The following is a 375-nucleotide window of genomic DNA, read 5'->3' as shown; positions in this document are numbered from 1 at the left end:
CGACTTGCCACTTGCGACTGCCACTCATCTCCAGCGAACCAGCCATGCCTGAATCCACCCTTCTCCAGCACGCCCAGATCGACTGGGACGACCAGGGCCGCCCCCATTCGCGGCAGTACGACGACGTCTATTTCGCGGTCAACGAAGGCATCGAAGAAACCAAGCATGTGTTCCTCGGCCAGACCCGCCTGGCCGAACGCTTCGCCAACCTGCCAGCACACAGCAGCCTGGTGATCGGCGAGACCGGCTTTGGCACCGGCATGAACTTCTTCTGCGCGTGGCAATTGTTCGACCAGCACGCGCCCAGCGGTGCACGCCTGCATTTCGTCAGTGTCGAAAAGTACCCCCTGGGCGCTGCCGACATGGCCCGCGCCG

The 375-nt window shown here is 63.2% G+C and carries 1 pseudogene; it reads left to right on the top strand.

From position 1 onward, the window contains the following. Positions 1 to 44: 44 nt before the first annotated feature. A pseudogene (locus GYA94_RS26635) lies at positions 45 to 375 on the top strand (bifunctional tRNA (5-methylaminomethyl-2-thiouridine)(34)-methyltransferase MnmD/FAD-dependent 5-carboxymethylaminomethyl-2-thiouridine(34) oxidoreductase MnmC); the annotation flags it as partial.

The sequence above is a fragment of the Pseudomonas juntendi genome (assembly GCF_009932375.1).
Classification (GTDB): Bacteria; Pseudomonadota; Gammaproteobacteria; order Pseudomonadales; family Pseudomonadaceae; genus Aquipseudomonas; species Aquipseudomonas juntendi.
This window is presented reverse-complemented; position numbering and strand designations above follow the sequence as displayed.